The sequence below is a fragment of the Mesorhizobium sp. B2-3-4 genome, from assembly GCF_006442315.1.
Taxonomy (GTDB): domain Bacteria; phylum Pseudomonadota; class Alphaproteobacteria; order Rhizobiales; family Rhizobiaceae; genus Mesorhizobium.
The window spans coordinates 322,385-342,311 of record NZ_VFVY01000001.1 but is presented as its reverse complement, the minus strand read 5'-3'; the positions used below and the strand labels follow the sequence as shown (position 1 = coordinate 342,311).

Annotated in this window: 21 protein-coding genes and 1 tRNA gene; 16 read left to right on the top strand and 6 right to left on the bottom strand. The window is 62.2% G+C overall.

Annotated elements, in window-relative coordinates; all coding sequences use genetic code 11:
* Window positions 1-89: 89 nt before the first annotated feature.
* Complete coding sequence (locus tag FJ967_RS01955) at window positions 90-1,250, top strand: alpha/beta hydrolase (protein WP_140730027.1); 1,161 nt, start codon at window positions 90-92, stop codon at window positions 1,248-1,250.
* Window positions 1,251-1,268: 18 nt separating this feature from the next.
* On the opposite strand, the gene ade is transcribed toward FJ967_RS01955, so the two are convergent.
* Together ade and FJ967_RS01945 are read right to left on the bottom strand one after the other, a co-directional pair.
* Window positions 1,269-3,086: an adenine deaminase gene (gene ade, locus FJ967_RS01950; protein ID WP_140730026.1), complete on the bottom strand. Its 1,818-nt coding sequence runs from the start codon at window positions 3,084-3,086 to the stop codon at window positions 1,269-1,271.
* Between the two features lie 85 nt (window positions 3,087-3,171).
* On the bottom strand, window positions 3,172-3,549 hold the full coding sequence (locus tag FJ967_RS01945; RefSeq protein ID WP_140730025.1) for a hypothetical protein: 378 nt from the start codon (window positions 3,547-3,549) through the stop codon (window positions 3,172-3,174).
* Between the two features lie 194 nt (window positions 3,550-3,743).
* On the opposite strand from FJ967_RS01945, the gene FJ967_RS01940 reads away from it, so the two are divergent.
* The 4 genes from FJ967_RS01940 (at window position 3,744) to FJ967_RS01925 (ending at window position 6,320) form a co-directional block, all read left to right on the top strand.
* Window positions 3,744-4,412, top strand: a complete 669-nt coding sequence (locus FJ967_RS01940; RefSeq protein WP_140730024.1) for an outer membrane protein — start codon at window positions 3,744-3,746, stop codon at window positions 4,410-4,412.
* Window positions 4,413-4,766: 354 nt separating this feature from the next.
* Window positions 4,767-5,930 (top strand): lysozyme inhibitor LprI family protein, encoded by a 1,164-nt coding sequence (locus FJ967_RS01935; protein ID WP_140730023.1) that lies wholly within the window; start codon window positions 4,767-4,769, stop codon window positions 5,928-5,930.
* Window positions 5,888-6,145, top strand: coding sequence for a hypothetical protein (locus tag FJ967_RS01930; RefSeq protein ID WP_140730022.1), 258 nt, complete (start codon window positions 5,888-5,890; stop codon window positions 6,143-6,145). Before FJ967_RS01935 ends, FJ967_RS01930 begins: the two co-directional genes overlap by 43 nt.
* An 89-nt stretch (window positions 6,146-6,234) precedes the next feature.
* Window positions 6,235-6,320: transfer RNA gene (locus FJ967_RS01925), tRNA-Leu, on the top strand.
* Window positions 6,321-6,359: 39 nt separating this feature from the next.
* Here FJ967_RS01925 and FJ967_RS01920 read toward each other — a convergent pair.
* On the bottom strand, window positions 6,360-6,938 hold the full coding sequence (locus FJ967_RS01920; protein ID WP_140730021.1) for an NUDIX domain-containing protein: 579 nt from the start codon (window positions 6,936-6,938) through the stop codon (window positions 6,360-6,362).
* 157 nt (window positions 6,939-7,095) lie between these two features.
* Between FJ967_RS01920 and FJ967_RS01915 the strand changes: the two genes are divergently transcribed.
* The 4 genes from FJ967_RS01915 (at window position 7,096) to FJ967_RS01900 (ending at window position 9,335) form a co-directional block, all read left to right on the top strand.
* Window positions 7,096-8,199, top strand: coding sequence for an NADH:flavin oxidoreductase/NADH oxidase (locus FJ967_RS01915; RefSeq protein ID WP_140730020.1), 1,104 nt, complete (start codon window positions 7,096-7,098; stop codon window positions 8,197-8,199).
* Between the two features lie 115 nt (window positions 8,200-8,314).
* Window positions 8,315-8,632, top strand: coding sequence for an SH3 domain-containing protein (locus FJ967_RS01910; protein WP_140730019.1), 318 nt, complete (start codon window positions 8,315-8,317; stop codon window positions 8,630-8,632).
* 156 nt (window positions 8,633-8,788) lie between these two features.
* Entirely contained in the window at window positions 8,789-9,067 is a 279-nt protein-coding gene (locus tag FJ967_RS01905) for a DUF982 domain-containing protein (protein ID WP_032916788.1), read from the top strand.
* 28 nt (window positions 9,068-9,095) lie between these two features.
* Window positions 9,096-9,335 carry a DUF2188 domain-containing protein gene (locus tag FJ967_RS01900; RefSeq protein WP_140730018.1) on the top strand — a complete coding sequence of 80 codons (240 nt, stop codon included), beginning with the start codon at window positions 9,096-9,098 and terminating at the stop codon, window positions 9,333-9,335.
* Window positions 9,336-9,405: 70 nt separating this feature from the next.
* On the opposite strand, the gene FJ967_RS01895 is transcribed toward FJ967_RS01900, so the two are convergent.
* Together FJ967_RS01895 and FJ967_RS01890 are read right to left on the bottom strand one after the other, a co-directional pair.
* Window positions 9,406-9,681, bottom strand: a complete 276-nt coding sequence (locus tag FJ967_RS01895; protein ID WP_140730017.1) for a hypothetical protein — start codon at window positions 9,679-9,681, stop codon at window positions 9,406-9,408.
* 54 nt (window positions 9,682-9,735) lie between these two features.
* A complete protein-coding gene (locus tag FJ967_RS01890) occupies window positions 9,736-10,749 on the bottom strand; it encodes an alpha/beta hydrolase (protein WP_140730016.1) in 1,014 nt (337 codons plus the stop codon).
* Window positions 10,750-10,970: 221 nt separating this feature from the next.
* Here FJ967_RS01890 and FJ967_RS01885 point away from each other — a divergent pair, with 221 nt between their 5' ends.
* From FJ967_RS01885 to FJ967_RS01860, 6 genes are all read left to right on the top strand, one after another.
* A complete protein-coding gene (locus tag FJ967_RS01885) occupies window positions 10,971-11,714 on the top strand; it encodes a competence/damage-inducible protein A (RefSeq protein WP_140730015.1) in 744 nt (247 codons plus the stop codon).
* A 99-nt stretch (window positions 11,715-11,813) separates the two neighbouring features.
* Window positions 11,814-12,647 (top strand): universal stress protein, encoded by an 834-nt coding sequence (locus tag FJ967_RS01880; protein WP_140730014.1) that lies wholly within the window; start codon window positions 11,814-11,816, stop codon window positions 12,645-12,647.
* Between the two features lie 116 nt (window positions 12,648-12,763).
* Window positions 12,764-13,264, top strand: coding sequence for a xanthine phosphoribosyltransferase (gene gpt / locus FJ967_RS01875; RefSeq protein WP_140730013.1), 501 nt, complete (start codon window positions 12,764-12,766; stop codon window positions 13,262-13,264).
* Between the two features lie 211 nt (window positions 13,265-13,475).
* Complete coding sequence (locus FJ967_RS01870) at window positions 13,476-13,964, top strand: NUDIX hydrolase (protein WP_140730012.1); 489 nt, start codon at window positions 13,476-13,478, stop codon at window positions 13,962-13,964.
* 114 nt (window positions 13,965-14,078) lie between these two features.
* On the top strand, window positions 14,079-14,390 hold the full coding sequence (locus FJ967_RS01865) for a PilZ domain-containing protein (RefSeq protein WP_140730011.1): 312 nt from the start codon (window positions 14,079-14,081) through the stop codon (window positions 14,388-14,390).
* Window positions 14,391-15,013: 623 nt separating this feature from the next.
* Complete coding sequence (locus FJ967_RS01860; protein WP_140730010.1) at window positions 15,014-18,790, top strand: vitamin B12-dependent ribonucleotide reductase; 3,777 nt, start codon at window positions 15,014-15,016, stop codon at window positions 18,788-18,790.
* Window positions 18,791-18,896: 106 nt separating this feature from the next.
* Here the strand turns inward: FJ967_RS01860 and FJ967_RS01855 are convergent, their stop codons facing one another.
* Window positions 18,897-19,283 (bottom strand): lysozyme inhibitor LprI family protein, encoded by a 387-nt coding sequence (locus tag FJ967_RS01855; protein WP_246675157.1) that lies wholly within the window; start codon window positions 19,281-19,283, stop codon window positions 18,897-18,899.
* Between the two features lie 253 nt (window positions 19,284-19,536).
* Between FJ967_RS01855 and FJ967_RS01850 the strand changes: the two genes are divergently transcribed.
* On the top strand, window positions 19,537-19,908 hold the full coding sequence (locus FJ967_RS01850; RefSeq protein ID WP_140730340.1) for a VOC family protein: 372 nt from the start codon (window positions 19,537-19,539) through the stop codon (window positions 19,906-19,908).
* Window positions 19,909-19,927: the final 19 nt, after the last annotated feature.

Here is a 19,927-nt window from a genome sequence, read left to right as displayed (position 1 = left end):
ACTTTGAACTGGACCGCGCCCTTCTCTGGCTTTATCGGAATATCGAGCGACGTCATGCGTTTGACGTCCCCCGTTTCGGGAGCCGGCGCGTGACCTTGCGCTTGAAGAGTTTCGGTGTCGTCGCGTTCGCGCTGCTGGTCGCCGGCTGCGCCGGAAACAGGCATGACCTGCTCAACAAGACGACGGTTGCCGTGCCCGCGTCCGATATTGCGGCCACCCATGAAATATTCGTCGCCACGACCCGCCAAAAAGCGGAGAAAGACCCACGACAGGTCTTCGACGGCGACCGTTCGCTCACCACCAGTTTCGCGCGTGTCGACGTCACCGTTCCGAAGAGCCATCAGGTCGGCAGCATCGAGCGCGCCAAGGGGTCCGCCAACAGCAATCCGGCCAAGGACTTCACGGCCAAGGACGTCACCTTCTACGAAGGCGCGCCGCAATTCGCCAAGGCGGTCGGCGCCGACATCGCCATGCGCGGCGACCGCGCGCTGGTTTTCGTGCACGGCTTCAACAATGGTTTCGACGACGGCATCTACCGGCTGACGCAGATCGCCCACGACACGAAATATCCGGGCACGCCGGTGCTGTTCTCCTGGGCCTCAAGCGCCAAGACGACCGGCTACATCTACGACAAGGACAGTTCCACCGCCGCCCGTGACGATCTCGAGGCGACGCTCAGGATGCTCGCCAAGACGCGGGTCAAGAGCATCGACATCATCGCCCATTCGATGGGTACCTGGCTGACGATGGAGGCGCTGCGCCAACTCGCCATTACCGGCGACCGCGATCTCGGCGGCAAGCTGGGTTATGTCATCCTCGCCTCGCCTGATATCGACGTCGACGTGTTCAAGAAGCAGATGATCCGCTATGGCAGGCCCGACAAGCCGTTCGCGGTTCTGCTTTCGGGCGACGACCGGGCGCTCAAATTGTCCTCGATCATTTCCGGCGACAAGCCTCGCGTCGGCGATTATGGCAACGCCGCCGATCTCGCCTCCTACGGCGTGGCCGTGGTCGACCTGACGAAGACCAAAGGTGGCGACGGCGGCCTCAACCACGCCAAATTCGCCGACAACCCGTTCCTGGTGCAATTGCTCGGCGACCGGCTGCGCACGCCGGCCGGCCTCGCCGCGGACGAGGACCCGGCTCAGCTCAACAGTATCGGCCAGGGCCTGGGACAGGCCGTCGGCTCCGCGGCCGAAGTCATCATCACGACGCCGTTCAAGGTATTGACCATCGCCACCGGCGGGTGAAAGCCCAGCAGGCTGATCTCAAACGAACAGGTCGACCTTCTGGAAGGTCGTCACATCAACGAGCCCGACGTCGGAAATCCTCAATTCCGGAATGACCACCAGCGCCAGCAGCGAGTGCTGCATGTAGGCGTTGTTGAGGGAACAGCCGACCTTGCGCATCGCCTCGGTTAGTTTCTCCGCCTTGGCGGCGACGATCTCGGCGCGCTCGTCGGACATCAGCCCGGCGATCGGCATTTCGACAAGCGCCAGTTCCTTGCCCCTCGAGAACAACACGACACCGCCGCCGACCTCGCCAAGCCGGTTCACCGCCAGCGCCATGTCCTGCTTGTTGGTTCCCACGCAAATGATGTGATGGGCGTCGTGGGCGACGCTGGAGGCCATGGCGCAGTCGTCCATGTAACCGAAACCGGAGACGAAGGCGTTGGTGACGCCGCCCGTGCCCCGGTGCCGCTCGACCAGTGCGATCTGGCATATGTCGTTGCGGCGATCCATGGCGACCTGCCCGTTCTCGACCGGCAAATCCGCTTCCAGCGCACGCGTCGGCGCCTGGTTCTCGATGACGCCGATGACCCTGACACGCACTTCGTTGGCGCCTTTGGGCGCCATGATGTCGAAATCCGCCGCCTTGAGTTTCTTGCCCAATTTGACGGTGTTCTTCGCCGTCTTCGGATAGTCATAGGCCGGAATGTCGAAGTCGAGCTTGCCGCCCCTGGCCAGCCTGACACCGCGGGCATAGACCTCGTCTATGCTCATTGCGGTGAGGTCGGAGACGATCAGCAGGTCGGCGAGCCGCCCCGGCGCGATGGAACCGATCTCACGTTCCAGCCTGAAATGCTGGGCGGTGTTGATCGTTGCCATCTGGATCGCGGTCACCGGCTTCAGGCCTTGCTGGATGGCGTGACGCACCACGCGATCCATGTGGCCTTCGTGCACCAGCGTGCCGGAATGGCTGTCGTCGGTACACAGGATGAAGTTGCGCGGATCGATGCCGCTCTCGGTCACCGCCTTGATCTGCGAGGCGACGTCGTACCAGGCCGAGCCCAGCCTGAGCATCGCCTTCATGCCCTGGCGCACGCGGGCAATGGCGTCCTCGGCGCGCGTGCCCTCGTGGTCATCCTCGGGGCCGCCGGCGACGTAGCCGTGGAACGGCAGGCCGAGATCGCGCGAGGCGTAGTGGCCGCCGACTGTCTTGCCCGCCTTCACGGTCGCACCGATCTCGCCCGACATCACCGGGTCGTTGGCGGCGACGCCGGGAAAGTTCATCACCTCGCCAAGCCCGATGATGTTTTCCCAGGTCATCGCCTCCGCGACATCGGCGACCGTCAGTTCGGCGCCGGCATGTTCGAGCCCGGGCGCGGAGGGCACGCAGGACGGCATCTGCACATGCACGTTGATGGGCATGGCCACCGCCTCGTCATGCATCAGCCGCACGCCGGGCAAGCCCAGCACATTGGCGATCTCGTGCGGATCGATGAACATCGAGGTGGTGCCGTGCGGAATCACAGCGCGGCAGAACTCGGTCACCGTCACCATGCCGCTCTCGACATGCATGTGCGCATCGCAAAGGCCCGGCACGAGGTAGCGCCCGGCCGCGTCGACCACCTTGGTGCCCTCACCAATCGCGTGGCCGGCATTAGGCCCGCAATAGGCGAAACGCCCGCCTGATATGGCGATGTCGGTGCCGGCGATGATCTCGCCGGAATGGACGTTTACCCAGCGCCCGTTGCGGATGACGAGATCGGCGGGTTTTCGGCCCATGGCGACATCGACCAGATAGGTCGCCATTTCGGTCCACGGTCTGGGTTTCGTCGCACTCGCTGGCGGCTTCCTGGCCATCAAAGACTCCTGTTTGCCCGACTGTGCCAAGCCGGCGTCGTTTTGGCCAGCGACGAAGAATGAATTTGCGCTGGGGATCGCCTGTCTATTCCGGTTTCACGTCGACTTCGACGTTGGCGTCGCCGGCTGAAATCCGCTCGGCGATGCGCTCGACCTCGCCCGGCTTGAACGCCCCGCTGACCATGATTTCGCCGCCGCGTATCGGTTCCACGATGCGCGGAGACGTAACCACGGCGCCGTCGATGCTGAGATCGACGGTTCTGCCGACATTTGCCTCGGTGAACGTCGCAAAGGCCTTGCCGCTGTCGGGAGTGAGTTTCAAGCTCAGCATCGTCTGTCCAGAGGCCGGATCGGGAACGGCCATGGCCTTGGCAACGACGAGCCTCAGCGGTTCGGCCACAGCGGTCTCAGCGACCAGCAGCATCGCCGTGACGGCCACGATCAGGCGGAACAGGATGCGCATGAAGGATCCTCCCTTGGGCAGAGGCCTGTTTCGCACGAGGCGCCAGTCGCCGCAACGACGGCAGGGCACCACTCCGCCCACGTCCCCTACCCGCGACCCCGCAGACCGCCTTTGCCGAAATCCGATTCCGTTTTGGGGCAAATCAGGTTAGGTTCCGGCCCAGGATTTTTGTGACTCTTCGTTCGGGGAGTTCGATGTATCGCCTCGTCGTCGCGAGTGCCGGTCTTCTTGCCGCCCTGTCGCTGCCGGCTTTTGCCGCCGACGCGACAGTCGATGTGCCGATGACCGCCCCTGGCATCGACTGGACCGGCTACTATGCCGGCCTGCAGGCCGGATATGGCTGGGGCCGCTCCGATATATCGGCAACCGATGGCGGACCGTTCTCGGCCTCACCTGACCTGGCCGGCGGTTTCGTCGGTGGCCACGTCGCCGGCTTGTGGCAGTTCGACCAGGCGGTGATCGGCGCCGAAGCCGACCTCAGCTATTCCTCGATCGACGGCAAGGCGGAAGCCGGCGGACCGGGAAATGTCGTCGGCACCGACATCAGATGGTTCGGGTCGGTGAACGCCAAGGCCGGCTATGCCAGGGATCGCCTGCTGGTCTATGGCGTGGGCGGCATTGCCTTCGCCGGCGTTGAATCGTCGCAGAACGCCGCAACCGCCTTTTCCGACACGCGCACCAACGTCGGCTGGACCCTGGGCGCCGGCGTCGATTATGCGCTGACCGACAAGTTCGTCGTCGGCGCGCAGTATCGCTATTATGATTTCGGCACCGAGCACTATGACGGATCCGGCGACTTCGTCGACCGCGACCAAGGCGTGAAGCTGAACACCGTCGGCATCAATCTGAGCTATAAATTCTGACTGTCGCCGAGAGCCTCGATGCCCGCCAGACAGCAGGCCGAACAATCTTGCCGTCTTGTGGGATTGGGGGCGGCCGACGCTTCCCAGTGGGCGGGGGAATGGGTTGGGCCTGAGAGGCGCCGGCCATGGCGGATCAATCCGCCGCGCCGATATTTACCGATGCCAGCGGCGCGGATAATTCCGCGATCGCACCAGTATCATCCCGCCAGTCGATCTGGGTTGCGGCGCTCCGTGGCTGGCCGCGCGCTTTATTCACTTGGGAGATGAACGCGTCCCTCCCCGATTAGGCCATAACCTTAGCGTACTTCGTTGCAATCCACTGGTTTCGGCGTAACACCTTGGCGGGGGGCCTCTATGTGCGCAGCATTGAATGCAGTTTGGTTGTTGCTTTACGCACTCGCAGCCATGTTTGCGGTTGATCTGGCGCAGGCTCAGGAATGGTGTCGCGGCACTCCCAATCTGACCGAGGAATTAATATGCCTCAATCCCGAACTCGGCGACCTTGACGCTCGGCTGACAAGAGCGTTTGCGGCAGCCACGAGAATTGAAGACGATAAAGTCCAACTGACGTCGCAGCAGCGGCAATGGGTAAAGCGCAGAAATGCTTGCGAGGACGACTACGACTGCATCTTGATCTCGTATCAGTCCCGAATCAAGGCTTTGGAGCGGATAGCCAAGCGCGCACCGCCCAACGGGCCATTGGAATTCTCTGGAAACGTCGCCGATCCCGAAGTTGTTGCTCTTCCAGCGACTGTCGTCATCCCCCAGCCGCGCCCAATGCCCCAGATCGCGTTCAACGTGCCCGATGCCGATCCTTTGTGTGACTTTGCCACGACACAGTCTCAGAGTTGCGCAACCTACGCGGCAGGCACCATGAAACGTTATTATGAATATCTCCGGCAATCCATCGAAACGTCACCTAACGGCGACACTAGCAAATCAAAAATGGCTCAGAATATAGAATTGTGCGAGCAGGATTCCTGGTGCCTTTGGCGAAAATATTCGCGATCTTCTGAGGTTCTATACAACATTGCTCAATACAGAAAATTGCCCATTGTTGAACCACCCAAACAGGTTCGGCTAGCTCCGTCATATGCCGCAGTTGAATTTACGTGTGAGGAATTCGTGAGGAAATCATCGGCGGAATTTCGAATCCGCCTCACGCCATGGATCGACGATAACGGCAATCGCGTTCTTGCGATGAATGACTATGGCCGATGGAACATCATACTCGTTGACGAGAATGACAAAGACACTGTCAATAACAACGATTCTATCATGTTTTGGTGGCAGGTGCGGCTCATCGAGGACAAGTCATTCCTTGAAAAAATCTGGAGAGACAGCAAAAAAATGCGTGGATCGTCATCCGACACTTGCCCAGGACCGGCACGCTTGAATCGATCTACGCTTTCGGAGACACCAGCGGTCGCTGTGAGGTCTTCCCTGATGCGTTCGAGCCGTTGCGGGAGCTTAGAATGGCTCCTCAGGAAGCAATCGACTATTTTTATCAATCGCTGATAGGCGATTCGATCAATATCCCAACCGAACAACGTTCAGACGACGTTGCATATGACGTCTACCTCGGGAAGATGGATCGTCTCGAAAAATTCTTGGCCAAAGAGAGCTACGTCAAGGAAGAAGAGGCCTCCAAGCGCGCGCGGGACTCAGCAGCGCTGGTCAAGCCATCTGGCGCGGCGACAGCAAGGTCCCAAACCTTAATACCAAGCAAGTAGAAACGACCGCTGGTTTGGCCACACACTTGTGAGGTTTTGGCCATCGCGACAGTTGACGAATTCATCTAGGTAGCTGAAACGAAAGGTTCGCGGACGTGGCGGAATTGGTAGACGCAAGGGACTTAAAATCCCTCGATCTCTGATCGTACGGGTTCGATTCCCGTCGTCCGCACCACCCTTCGCTCTTCGAGCTTCGGGTGGCAGGCCACCAGGCTCACCCCTTCATCGGATGCAGCTTCAAATGCTGGATCAGGATAATCGTCTTGGCGTCGATGATGCGACCATCGGCAATTCCCGCCAGCGCTTCGTCGAGCGGCATTTCCAGGACTTCGATGTCCTCGCCTTCCTCCGGTGCGCCGCCGCCGGCCGAGATGCGGTCGACGGGGGAATAGCGGGCGATGAAGAACCATAGACGCTCGGTGACGCTGCCCGGGCTCATATAGGGCGAAAACAGCCGCTCGATCCTGTCCAGCCGGTAGCCCAGTTCTTCCTCGGCTTCCTTGCGGATGGCGGTCTCCGGATCGTTTTCGTCGAGCAGGCCGGCGCAGGCCTCGATCAGCGGTTCGCGATGGCCGGTGACATAGGCGGGATAGCGGAACTGGCGCACCAGGAGCACGGTCGAGCGCTGGGGGTCATAGGGCAGGATCACCGCGCCGTCGCCGCGATCGTAGGTCTGGCGGATCTGCGTCTCCCATTGGCCATCGCGCCGACGATAGTCGAGCACCGTCTTCTTCAGGATCGCCCAGTCGTCGGAGAGAACTTCTTCCGAGCGGATACGAACGCGGTCTTCCATCTGACACCTCGATGCTGGCTGGCGGACGCAGGCGTAGCCGCGAACCGGGAGGCGTGCAATCGGGTCAGCGATTGGTCCAGCGCGCTTCACTCGCTCGTGTGTGGTATGGAGGAGCGCCCTTGCCTAAATAGCGCCTTCCCCTCGCCGGAGTTCTTTCATGACGACATCGCTTTTCCAGCCGATCACGCTCGATGGGCTCACCTTCCCCAATCGCATCGCGGTGGCCCCGATGTGCCAGTATTCCGCCGATGACGGCTCGGCCAGCGACTGGCATCTCTACCACTGGATGAACCTTGCCATGTCCGGCGCCGGCATGGTCACCGTCGAGATGACCGATGTCGAGCGACGCGGACGCATCAGCCATGGCTGTCTCGGCCTCTATTCCGAAGACAATGAGGCGGCGGCCCGCCGCGCGCTGGACGCGGCCCGCCGCGTGGCCGCACCCGGCACGAAGTTCGGCACGCAATTGGCGCATGCCGGCCGCAAGGCCTCGAACCGCAAGCCGTGGGAAGGCGGCGGCCCGTTGCAGCCTAACGAAGACCCCTGGCAGACCGTCTCGGCCTCGGCCATCGCCTACGACACCGGCTGGAACGTGCCGCACGCGCTGGAGGACGAGGAGATCCTGCTGCTCATCGAACGCTTTGCCGAGGCTGGAAGGCGGGCCGAGCGCGCCGGCTTCGACTTCATCGAACTGCACGCCGCGCATGGCTACCTGATCTTCCAGTTCCTGTCGCCATTGTCGAACCAGCGCACAGATCGTTGGGGCGGCTCGCTGGAAAACCGGATGCGCCTCGTCGTCGAGATCGCCCGCGCGGTGAAGAAAGCCGTGCCGAAGCTGATGCTTGGCGCAAGGCTCTCGGTGACGGACTGGGTCGATGGCGGCTTCGACGTCGCCGACGCGGTCGAGGTGGCGAAAGCGCTGAAGGCCGAAGGTGTCGCCTATCTCTGCTGTTCGAGCGGCGGCAATTCGCCGTTGCAGAAATTGCCCACCGGCCCCGGTTATCAGGTGCATCTGGCGGAAGCCGTGCGCAACGGCGCCGGCATCCCGACCCGCGCGGTCGGCCTGATCGACGATCCCAAACAGGCCGAGGCCGTTATCGCGGAGGGCCGCGCCGACATGGTGGCCCTGGCGCGCGCCTTCCTTGCCGATCCGCGCTGGGGATGGCGGGCGGCGGCCACATTCAGCGAAAAAATCCATCCGGCACCGCAACTCGCCCGCTCGGTGACGACCATGCAACATTGGATGAAGGCCGCCGGCTGACTTTGCCTCTCCCCAACGCTGCTGGACAGCGTGCGCCGGCTCCGCTTTAATCAGCCCGTCACTTGTTCCGGTGGGCAAGGCCGCTTTCGAGCGGCCGGATTTGGGAGCGGACATCATGTCGTTCAGGGCATTTGTGCCGGCTGCAGCTTTCCTGGCTGTGGCCGGATCATGGCTTGGCGCATCCACGCCAAGCGTCGCGCAATATTGCGAGGGCACGGTGCACGGATTGTCGGGGCGCTACAATCTGGCGACCGGCAGCGGGTTTCTGGCGGTGCGCACACGACCCAACTCATCGTCCCGGATGATCGGGCAGTTGTTCAACGGCGACCATGTCGAGATCTTCGACCGGCGCGGCAACTGGTATCAGGTCGAAATCGGCGGCGGGACCGGTTGGGCGAATGCCCGCTGGCTGCGCAACGACTGCGACTACTGAGAGATATCCAGGGGTTGAGCCCGGACGGATTTCGGTTGTGCGGATACGGCAGCGATCCAAGGCACGCCGCTGAGGGGCGCGCCTGAGGCCACGCGACCTTTGGGCGCAGGCCGCGGGCCATTTTTGCAACCAAATTGGCTGTTTTGCGTTGCGGCCATGATGGACAACAAGCCTTTTGAAACGCCCGTCGTGGTCGAGCTCGGCCATGTCGGCAAATATCGCCATATCCGCTCGACCCAGGAGGCGGCGGAGTGCCTGATGACGGTGTGGCCGCTCAATCGCGGACCTCGTCATCGCGATGCCCTCGACACTTGCCTCAAAGTGCTGGAAGGTTATCGTTCGACAGCGGAAGCGCGCAGGGCATTGATCGAAGCCGCCAGGGAATCGGAAGTGCTGGTGCCCGACGACAGGCTGCCAGACGACCGGTTGCATTGAGCAGGCGGAGCTTTAACTGGAGGTTTAGATGGCGAAGCTGACTTACAAGATCGTCGAGCATGACGGTGGCTGGGCCTACAAGGTCGGCGCGACCTTCTCGGAGACATTTCCCACCCATCAGGATGCGTTGCGCGCCGCCGAGATCGCTTCGGCCGAGCAACAGGTTGCCGGTTCCACCGATGGCATCCAATACGAGGACGCCGACGGCAAATGGCACGAAGAACTGGCCGACGGGCGCGACCGGCCTCAGACCGAAATCTCGGATTGATATAGAGCCATGCGCCGGCAGGGACACCAGGAGAGATGGCGTCCTCTGCCGGCGGCAGGCCTGCTGCTGGCTATTTGCCGCAGTACTGATCGTTGACGTTGCCCTGAGCATTGGCATCGGGGCCAGGCGTGCTTGAGGCACAGGGCCCGACCGGGCCAGGATTGCCAAGGGTGTTCAATCCGGAACTATCGATACTGCCGGTAGTGCTCTGGTCGACGCCAGAGGAGTCCTCGTTGCCGAACAGCCACCGATCGTGGTGGTTGGAATAGGTGTCCGATGACTGGGCCATCGCCGACGTGGCGAGACCGATTGTCAGCACGGATGCCGCGAAAAGTTTCCTGTACATTGATTTACTCCGTATCTTGGCCGCCTTGGGATGCGACACGGGGTAAACCGGCAATCAGCCGGATGGTTCATTGAAATTGTCGTGAACCCCTGGTGATGCCGCATCCGAAAAAGCGCGCTCCGCGACACGCTTGATGAAGGCGACGACCCGTTCCGGCTCGACGAATTGCGGCATGTGGCCAAGACCGTCGACAGGTTCGAAATCCAGTCCTTTCACCTTTTGCTTCATCGGTTCGCCGTGGGTGGCAAAGCCGATGACACGGTCGGCGCTGCCGAACAGGATGCCGGCCGGCATGGCGATCTCGCCGTAACGGCGTTCGATGGCGCCGAGATCCTTCTCGACCGCCACGACATCGGCCGACGTCGCCTGGTAGTGGCCGGGCCGCAAGCCGAGCCACCCGCCTCCCCCGGTCATGTAGTCGTCCGGGACGGATTGCGGTGCGAAGATGAAGTCCATCGTCGGCCGGGCATATCTGAGGCTTGCCGGTATCGCTACCGTGTAGGCCAACATCCACCGCCACAGGCGCGAGGGAACATAGAGCAGGTCGAAACCCTGGCGCCTCCTTGTTTCCAGATGCGTCAAGGGCGACAGCAGGGCGATGCCCGAAATCGCCTCGGGATGTTCGACGGCCAGGGTTAGCGTGATGGCGCCGCCCAGCGAGTGGCCCACCACCAGCGGCCTTTCCAGGCCCAGGATTTCGATGAACCGCCTGATGATCTCGGCCTGCTCGGGCAAGCGGCCGGTGGCTCCGCTTACCCGCGTCGAATAGCCCGAGCCCGGGCGGTCGAGCGCGATCAGCCGGTAGCCTGGACCGAAATGGCCAAACACGGTGTGCCGGAAATGATGCAGCTGGCCGCCAAGCCCATGCACGAAGACGATCGGCCGTCCCTCTCCCGCATCGACATAGTGGATGCGATTGCCGTCGATCTCGACGAATTTCCCGACCGGCGGCACCAGTCTTTCCGCTTTCGCCGCGATCCAGAGCGTCGCCAACAGCAGACAGGCAAGCACGAGGATTATCGCGAGAAACGCCGCGCCTAGCAGCCAGAGCAGTATCGATATCAGCATTCATCACCCACGTCCGAGCCGCACCTTACCCGTCCGCGATGCCGCCGCAAGGATGGATAAGCCGGCTCGACCTGGCGAGATGGGCGTTGATCGCTTTCCCGGCACAATCTGGAGAAAGCCATGCCCCGCCATCGCAGGGATGTCCGCGTATGGTCATCCATGCGGCATTGCCGTCGCCCATCCGCCGCGCTATTCAGACGGCCCGTCTGCCGGAGCTTTCCATGCCTGAAATCGTCACAGCCGCCATGCTTGTCATCGGCGATGAAATTCTGTCCGGCCGCACGAAAGACAAGAACATCGGCCACCTCGCCGATATCATGACGGCTATAGGCATCGACCTGAAAGAGGTGCGCATCGTGCCCGACGAGGAGGACGAGATCATAGCCGCGGTGAATGCGGTGCGCGCGCGCTACACCTATGTTTTCACAACGGGCGGCATCGGCCCGACGCATGACGACATTACGGCGGATTCGATCGCCAAGGCGTTCCGCGTGCCCTGCGAATACGATGCCAAGGCCTATGCCCTGCTGGAGGCGAGCTATGCCGCGCGCGGTATAGAATACACCGAGGCCCGCAAGCGCATGGCGCGCATGCCGCGCGGCGCCGACCATATCGACAACCCGGTGTCCGTGGCGCCCGGTTTCCGCATCGGCAACGTCCATGTCATGGCCGGCGTGCCCTCGATCTTCCAGGCCATGCTCGACAATGTGGTGCCGACGCTGAAAGCCGGCACCAAAATGCTGTCGGCGACGGTGCACTGCCCGTTCGGCGAGGGCCTTGTCGGCGGGCCACTGGGCGAAATCCAGAAGGCGCACCCCGATACCATCATCGGCTCCTACCCCAAATATGGCGACGGCAAGTTCTGGACCGAACTGGTGGTCCGCGCTCGCAGCGAGAGTGCGCTCGAGGCCGCGCGCGCCGATGTCGAGGCCATGGTGGCCGGTTTCGCCAGTAGCGCGAGCTGACCCTCAGGGGCCGGAACCAAGAACGACGCTGCAACGTTTCCCTGAGGCGAGGCCCATCACTCGCAAGATTGGGGGCACTCGCAAGATTGAGGGATCATCATGCGTTTCAAGACCATTGTTGCCATTCTGCAGAACGAGCAGGACGCCGAGCGGGTGCTCGACTGCGCCATTCCGCTTGCCAGCCGCTTCCAGAGCCATCTGGTCGGCATCCATGCCGAGGCGCTGCCGGTGCCCTACACGTCGGCGACCGGCTTTCCCGATACGGAGTTCCTGCAGGTCTCGGCCGACATGAACCGGGAGCGTGCCGACAAGCTCCAGGCTGTGTTTCTCAGGCGCATCGAGGATTCCGGCCTTTCCTTCGAATGGCGCAGCCTGGAAAGCTTCTCCGGCGACAGCGCGTTGACCGGCATCTCGACCGTGCGCGCCGCCGATCTCATCATTGCAGCCCAGCGCGACACCGGCGGCGATCCGAGCGCCGACGTCGACACGCTGGTCTATGATGCCGGCAGGCCGGTGCTGGTGGTACCGCACGACGGTCCGCTCGTCACCACGTTCAAACGCGTGCTGGTCGCCTGGAATGGCAGCAAGGAAGCCGCGCGCGCGGCCTTCGATGCCTTGCCCTTCATCATCGAGGCCGAGAAAACCGACATACTGGTGATCGATCCACCCGATACGCTCGACGAAAGCCCGGAGGCCGCAGGCGCCGAAATCGCCTCGGCTCTGTCGCGTCACGGCGCCACCGTCAGCGTCTCGGTGCAGAGATCGGGCGGCACCTCGGTCGATGAATTGATCCAGAGCAGGGTCGCCGAGAGCGGTGCCGATCTCCTCGTTCTCGGCGCCTACAGCCACTCCTGGCTGCGCCAGCTCCTGTTCGGCGGGGTGACGCGCACGGTGCTGCGCACGGCACAGGTGGCTGCCTTCCTGTCGCGATAAGTCCACAGCGATCGCAACCATCCACCCTTGCCAAGCCCAAGGGTTTCCAGTTAATTCCGCGCGCATTCCCCCGTTTTTGTGCACGCGGCCATCGCGTGCCGTGGAGTGCGCGAGACATGTCCCTTCCCGAAAAAGCCTTCCCGGTCTCCTGGGACCAGTTTCATCGCGATGCCCGTGCGCTCGCCTGGCGGCTTGCCGGCGCCAGCAAGGGTCAGTGGAAGGCGATCGTCTGCATCACGCGCGGTGGCCTGGTGCCGGCGGCGATCATCTCGCGCGAACTGGGCATCCGCATCATCGAGACGGTCAGTGTCGCGTCCTATCACGACTATACCAGCCAGGGGCAGTTGCAGGTGCTGAAGGAGATCACGCCGGCGCTTCTGGAAGACGAAGGCGCCGGTGTGCTTATCATCGACGACCTGACCGACACCGGCAAGACCGCCGGCATCGTGCGGGCCATGATGCCCAAGGCCCATTTCGCGACCGTCTACGCCAAGCCGAAGGGCCGGCCGCTGGTCGATACTTTCGTCACCGAGGTCAGTCAGGACACCTGGATCTATTTTCCCTGGGACATGGGCTTCACCTACCAGAAGCCGATCGCCGACGACCACGCCGGCTGATTCGAGGCAAGCCGCTTTTTTCCAATTAAGCGGCCGCCCACGGCACTGTTTGCTTGCGCGGAGCCATGCCGCGAACAGGATATCCTGTGAAATCGACCTTTGTTGACGGGAATCAGCCAGCCCGACCGAAGTTTTTACTTTTATTGGTCACAATTAGCCGTAAGATTCTTGAGGCGGCAAACGATTCTGGAGGCTGGGGCTAGCTTCTCCGATGTTGACACGGCCAACGACGCATAACCATCTGGCTGAAAGGGTCCGGCGACTCTTCGGCACGGCGCCATGCCGCCTGCAGGTTGCCGCCCTGCCCTGGCGCGATGCCGGCAATGGCGTCGAGGTCATGCTGATCACAAGCCGCGATACTGGCCGCTGGGTGCTTCCAAAAGGCTGGCCGGAAGCCCGCGAGCCGCTCTGCGAAGCGGCCGCGCGCGAGGCTACCGAGGAAGCCGGCCTGCGCGGAAACATCTCCCATCTCGAAGCCGGCCGCTATTTCTATGCCAAGGTGCTGGCTTCGGGCGAAGAAGTGCCGTGCGAGGTTCTGGTGTTCCCGCTGCATGTCGACAAAGTCGCCGAGCGCTGGAAGGAAAAGCACTCCCGCACCCGCAGATGGGTGAATTCGGGCGAAGCCGTGCGCATGGTCAACGAGCCCGACCTTTGCCAGATCATTGCCTATTTCTGCGCCGACCCGGGGCGGTTCTCCTAAGGCAGGCCGGCATCCTGTGCGTGCGACACAGACATTTCACAACCCTGTGATGCGCCGCGTGAATGGTTTGCTAATTTTTCTTCGCTAGAGATTGGCCAATCCGGCGTTTGATCGATGGCGAACCCTGTAGATCCACTTGAGCAAAATCCCGGCGAGCCCCAGCGCGAGCATCGCCCACGCGTGCTCAAGGGTGGAACGATCATCACCGGCATCCAGAACTCCGAGGTGGCCTGCACGCTGCGCAATCAGCATACGGGTGGCGCCGAATTGAAGATTGCGCTCGAGGCCCGGGTCCCCGATCGCTTCCTTCTCTACGTGCCGCTCGACGGCGTCGCCTATCGCTGCGAGGTCCGCTGGCGCCGCAGCGACCGGATCGGCGTACAGTTCACCGGCACCGAACCCAAGCCGAAGCTGCACTACGGCTGACCGCCGGGCAGCCATGCCTCGCCGTGGCGCATGACTGCCGCCGGAAAAAGACCCCTTCGGCGGATCAATTCTATCCCCGTTATCCACATGTGTGACACACAAGATGTTGGGGTCACAAAAGCTACGCAAACGAATCCTTGACGGCTTGGAACGAGTCGCCTTTTATAGGCCATGTGCTCCTGTTGAGAGCGCGACCGGAAAGTTCTGAGCCCGGTCTTTTTCCCGGATTATGTGCGTTTTTTCCCGCATTTCCGCCTGTTTACGAGGCCGGCGGAAGCGTTGGGATTGTGGGGTGGCGGGGCGACGAAAGGGAGAATTGTCGGACTGGAATAAATTGTCTGTTAATACTATATTTAGTGTTTGCAGCTAGGTTCGACGCTAGATAGTGTGAATTTCCCTCGGGTGAGGGAATCGGAAAAATTTCAGTTTTGAGGGACCCGCAGGGTCGGTTGGCAGCCTCGGCAAGTGCCTGGCAAGGTGTTTTGCTGCGTGCATGACAGCGTCTGCGAAATGGAGATGCCGGCATTGTTCGCGATGCCGGCAAACGGCGGATCGCGCGTTTCGTCTTTTGGGGCAGAAATCCCCTGATGAAAGCGCTATATATAGACAAAAGGACAGGACCAATGCGCATCGAGCGTCGTTTCACCAAGCCAGGGCAATCAGCCTATGCGGAGATCGAATTCCGCAAGGCCCTTTCCGAGATCAAGAATCCGGATGGCTCGGTGGTGTTCCGCTTGGACAATATCGATGTGCCGGCGCAGTTCTCCCAGGTCGCCGCCGACATCCTGGCCCAGAAATATTTCCGCAAGGCCGGCGTTCCCGCGCGGCTGAAGAAGGTCGAGGAGAACGACGTCCCCTCCTTCCTATGGCGCTCCGTCGCCGATGACGCCGAACTTGCCAAGCTTCCCGAGGCCGAACGTTACGGCTCCGAGATCGATGCCCGCCAGGTCTTCGACCGGCTGGCCGGCACCTGGACCTATTGGGGCTGGAAGGGCGGCTATTTCAAGTCGGAGGACGACGCGCGTGCCTTCCGCGACGAGCTTGCCTATATGCTGGCCACTCAGCGCGTCGCGCCGAACTCGCCGCAATGGTTCAACACCGGCCTGCATTGGGCCTATGGCATCGACGGCCCGAGCCAGGGGCATTTCTATGTCGATCCCTTCACCGGCAAGCTGACCAAGTCGAAATCCTCCTACGAGCATCCGCAGCCGCATGCCTGCTTCATCCAGGGCGTGCAGGACGACCTCGTCAACGAGGGCGGCATCATGGATTTGTGGGTGCGCGAAGCGCGCTTGTTCAAATATGGCTCGGGCACCGGCTCGAACTTCTCGCTGCTGCGCGGCGAAGGCGAAAAACTGTCGGGCGGCGGCCGTTCGTCGGGCCTGATGAGCTTCCTCAAGATCGGTGACCGCGCGGCCGGCGCCATCAAGTCGGGTGGCACGACGCGCCGCGCCGCCAAGATGGTCATCGTCGACGCCGACCATCCCGATATCGAGGAGTTCATCGACTGGAAGGTCAATGAAGAGCAGAAGGTCGCCTCGCTGGTGACCGGCTCCAAGATCGTCAAGAAGCACCTCGAAGCCATCATGAAGGCCTGCGTCAATTGCGAAGGCCATGACGACGACTGTTTCGATCCGGCGATCAACACGGCGCTGAAGCGCGAGATCAAGGCGGCCAAGAAGTCGGCGGTGCCGGAGAACTATATCTACCGCGTCATCCAGTTCGCCAAGCAGGGCTACACCTCGATGTCGTTCAAGACCTACGACACCGACTGGGATTCGGATGCCTACCTGACGGTTTCGGGCCAGAACTCCAACAATTCGGTGTCGCTGAAGGACAATTTCCTGCGCGCCGTTGAGACCGACGCCGACTGGCACCTGACCGCCCGCAAGGACGGCAAGGTCCTGAAGACGCTGAAGGCCAGGGATCTCTGGGAAAAGATCGGTTATGCCGCTTGGGCATCGGCCGATCCGGGCCTGCACTTCAACACGACGATGAACGACTGGCACACCTGCGCTTCGGCCGGTGCGATCCGGGCCTCCAATCCGTGCTCGGAATACATGTTCCTCGACGACACGGCCTGCAACCTGGCCTCCATCAACCTTTTGCCCTACCGCAATGCCGACGGCACGATCGATATCGCTGCCTATGAGCACACGGTGCGGCTGTGGACCATGGTTCTCGAAATCTCGGTGATGATGGCGCAGTTCCCGTCGAAGGAAATCGCCAAGCTCTCCTACGATTACCGCACGCTCGGCCTCGGCTATGCCAATATTGGCGGCCTCTTGATGACCTCGGGCATTCCCTATGACTCGGATGAGGGCCGCGCCATCTGCGCCGCCCTGACTGCCATCATGACCGGCGTCGCCTACTCGACCTCGGCGGAAATGGCGTCCGAGCTCGGCGCCTTCCCCGACTATGACCGCAACGCCCAGAACATGCTGCGCGTCATGCGCAACCATCGCCGTGCCGCCTATGGCGACAAGGACGGCTATGAGAAGCTGGCCGTCAATCCGGTGCCGCTTGTCGCGTCGGACCTGAAGCAGCAGGATTTGGCCACCCACGCCAAGGCAGCCTGGGACCGCGCCATCGAACTCGGCGAGGAGCATGGCTATCGCAACGCGCAGGCGACCGTGATCGCGCCGACCGGCACGATCGGCCTGGTCATGGATTGCGACACCACCGGCATCGAGCCCGACTTCGCGCTGGTGAAATTCAAGAAGCTCGCCGGCGGCGGCTACTTCAAGATTATCAACCGCGCCGTGCCGGAAGCGTTGCGCACGCTCGGCTACTCCGAAAGCCAGATCGCCGAGATCGAGGCTTACGCCGTCGGCCACGGCAATCTCAACCAGGCGCCCGGCATCAACCCCGGCTCGCTCAAGGCCAAGGGTTTTTCCGACGAGAAGATCGCGGCGCTGAACGGCGCGCTGAAGTCGGCCTTCGACATCAAGTTCGTCTTCAACCAGTGGACGCTCGGCGCCGACTGGGTGAAGGAGACGTTCGGCTTCACCGACGAGCAGCTCAACGACTTCTCGTTCGAGATGCTGCCGGCGATGGGCTTCGCGAAGAAGGATATCGAAGCCGCCAACATCCATGTCTGCGGTGCGATGACGCTGGAAGGCGCGCCCTTCCTCAAGGCCGAACACCTGGCGGTGTTCGACTGCGCCAGCCCCTGCGGCAAGATCGGCAAGCGCTCGCTGTCCATCAACAGCCACATCCAGATGATGGCGGCGGCACAGCCCTTCATCTCCGGCGCCATCTCCAAGACCATCAACATGCCGAACGACGCGACGGTGGAGGACGCCAAGAACGCCTATATGCTGTCGTGGAAGCTGGCGCTGAAGGCCAACGCGCTCTACCGCGACGGCTCGAAGCTGTCGCAGCCGCTCAATGCCTCGCTGCTCGCCGATGGCGAGGAGGACGAGGACGAGGCGGTCGAGCAACTCGTCGCCGCTCCGGCGGCGGCACGGGCGGCGCAGATCACCGAGCGTATCGTCGAGCGCATCATCGAGCGCGTGTCGCGCGAACAGGAAAAGCTGCCGGGCCGCCGCAAGGGTTATACGCAAAAGGCCAAGATCGGTGGCAACACCATCTTCCTGCGCACCGGCGAGTATGATGATGGCCGTCTCGGCGAGATCTTCATCGACATGAACAAGGAAGGCGCCACGCTGCGCGGCCTTCTCAACAACTTCGCCATCGCCATCTCGCTCGGCCTGCAATATGGCGTGCCGCTCGACGAATATGTGCACGCCTTCACCTTCACCAAGTTCGAGCCGGCCGGCATGGTCATCGGCAACGATGCCATCAAGAGCGCGACGTCGATCCTCGACTATGTGTTCCGTGAGCTCGCCATCTCCTATCTCGGCCGCAACGACCTCGCCCATGTCGATCAGTCGGACTTCTCCAACACAGCGCTTGGCCGCGGCATCAGCGAAGGCAAGACCGACGCAGTCTCCAAGGGCCTGACCCGCGGTTCGCCGGTGAAGCTGGTTTCCAGGGCAAGCGGCAACGAGCCGAAGGGCTTCGCCGCCTCCGGCACCCCTGCCCGCTCGGCGCCGACGGCCTTCTCCGGCTCGAACGTGCTGGCGTTGAAACCGGCCAGCGACGAGGCGATCGCCTACAAGCGCGACTATGAGGAGCGAGCCAAGGAACTGGCCGAGGACATCGCCTTCGAGGAAGCGGCCTCCGATGCCGCGACCGACACCACCGCGGCGCTGTTCACCGACACGGCGGCCCATGAAGCGGCCGAGGCGAAGAAACTCGCCGCCGACCGCCGCGCCAAGTCGCTGCTACAGGGCTACACCGGCAATTCCTGCTCAGAGTGCCAGAACTTTACGATGGTGCGGAACGGGACCTGCGAGAAGTGCGATACCTGCGGTGCCACGAGTGGGTGCAGCTGAGGTATTTCAAGCTCACGTAGACAAATCAAATCGGCCCGGTCGCAAGATCGGGCCGATTTGTTCACGCCAGGCGCCGGTGGCAGGTCGCGTGAGGGACGCTGTCTCCTCACTCATCGATCGCCATCACGCGAACATATCCCTCCAGTTGAAGCGCCCGATCGCGAATGGCGTCGGTCGAATCCGAGGCCTGCATGGGCACGTACATCGTGCCTTGCCTGGTTTCGTAGAGGGCGTCTCGCGCCTTCGCCTCGGCGTCGCGGAAGGCCAGCCATGCGCGTTGCGACAGGCGAAGCTTCTGCGCGGCCTGTCGCGGCAGTTTTCCGAGGAGCGTCGCATAGGCGGCGTTCATCCGGCGATCGTAGTCGTTCGAGGCCGTCGCCTCGCAGTCGGTCTGGCCTGACGTGGAGGCATTGGCCGCGTCGTTCAGGCAGCGGTCGAGCGCTTCGCCGGTCGGGTCTTTCAGCGTGGAGTCGGCCAGTGCTGCCGTCGGCATGGCCGCCAACAGGCATATCAGCGCCGTGGCAAGAGACTCCCGCCTGAAATGCCAGATCCGCATGTCATCTCCAAGGATTCAAAAAAGGGCGGCGCGAACCGCGCCTGCAAAATCCTCTTGTGACGTCATCATGGCAAGGGCTCTGGCGCGCCGATCGAGCTCCAAGCGACCGCTCCTGGCCATCTCGTCCTCGACATCGGCTCCAGGCATCGTCATCCTGTCATGTCAGGACAAGGTCAGGCGCCACACAATAATGATCGATCACATCACCATCGAAGTCAGCGACCTCGCAAGGAGCAAGCTCTTCTACGAAAAGGCGTTCGCGCCCTTGGGCCACCGTCTGTCCTTCGGCAAGGAGGACGTGTTCTGGGCCTTCGATGTCGGCAATGGCTGCCTGTTCGAAATCCAGCATACCGGCGAGAAGCCGCCGCTCACCCGCCTGCATGTCGCTTTCCGCGTCGGTGGCCGGGCCGAGGTGGAGGCCTTCTACCGGGCCGCGCTCGAAGCTGGCGCGAAGGGCAATGGCGCGCCCGGCCCGCGTCCCGATTACGGCGTGAATTACTACGCCTGCTTCGTGCTCGATCCGGATGGTTATAACATCGAGGCGATGATCAACGAAGTGTAGGGTGCGCTGATCGCATCGC